Source organism: Pseudomonas sp. BJa3 (assembly GCF_026343815.1).
GTDB lineage: Bacteria > Pseudomonadota > Gammaproteobacteria > Pseudomonadales > Pseudomonadaceae > Aquipseudomonas > Aquipseudomonas soli.
The window spans coordinates 1-351 of the sequence record NZ_JAOXMC010000070.1 but is presented as its reverse complement, the minus strand read 5'-3'; the positions used below and the strand labels follow the sequence as shown (position 1 = coordinate 351).

Genomic DNA, 351 nt, shown 5'->3' with positions numbered 1-351 from the left:
CAGTCGGAGCACGTGATGTCCGGCCTGGCTGCCGGTGCGTCGTTCTTCTTCTGGGCGCGCCTGGTCGACCGGACTGGAAATATTGGGCCGTTCTTCCCGGTGCCGCCGACGGCTGTGCAGGGCATCGCCCAGACCGACCCCGGCCCCATTCTCGACATGATCTCCGGCGAAATCGACGAGTCGATGCTGGGGCAGGAGCTGAAGGACAAGATCGACGGCCTGCAGGACCAGATCGACGCCCTCGACGGCCTGAAGTCCTACGACAAGGACACGACCTACGATACCGGCCAGATGGTTGTGGTCGATGGCCGGATCTATCAGGCCGTGCACGATGTTCCGGCAGACCCGAGT

At 63.8% G+C, this 351-nt stretch carries 1 protein-coding gene; it reads left to right on the top strand.

The annotated features are described in order from the left end of the window. Nucleotides 1-351: hypothetical protein (locus OH705_RS26920; RefSeq protein ID WP_267303395.1), on the top strand; the 351-nt coding region annotated here is incomplete at both ends.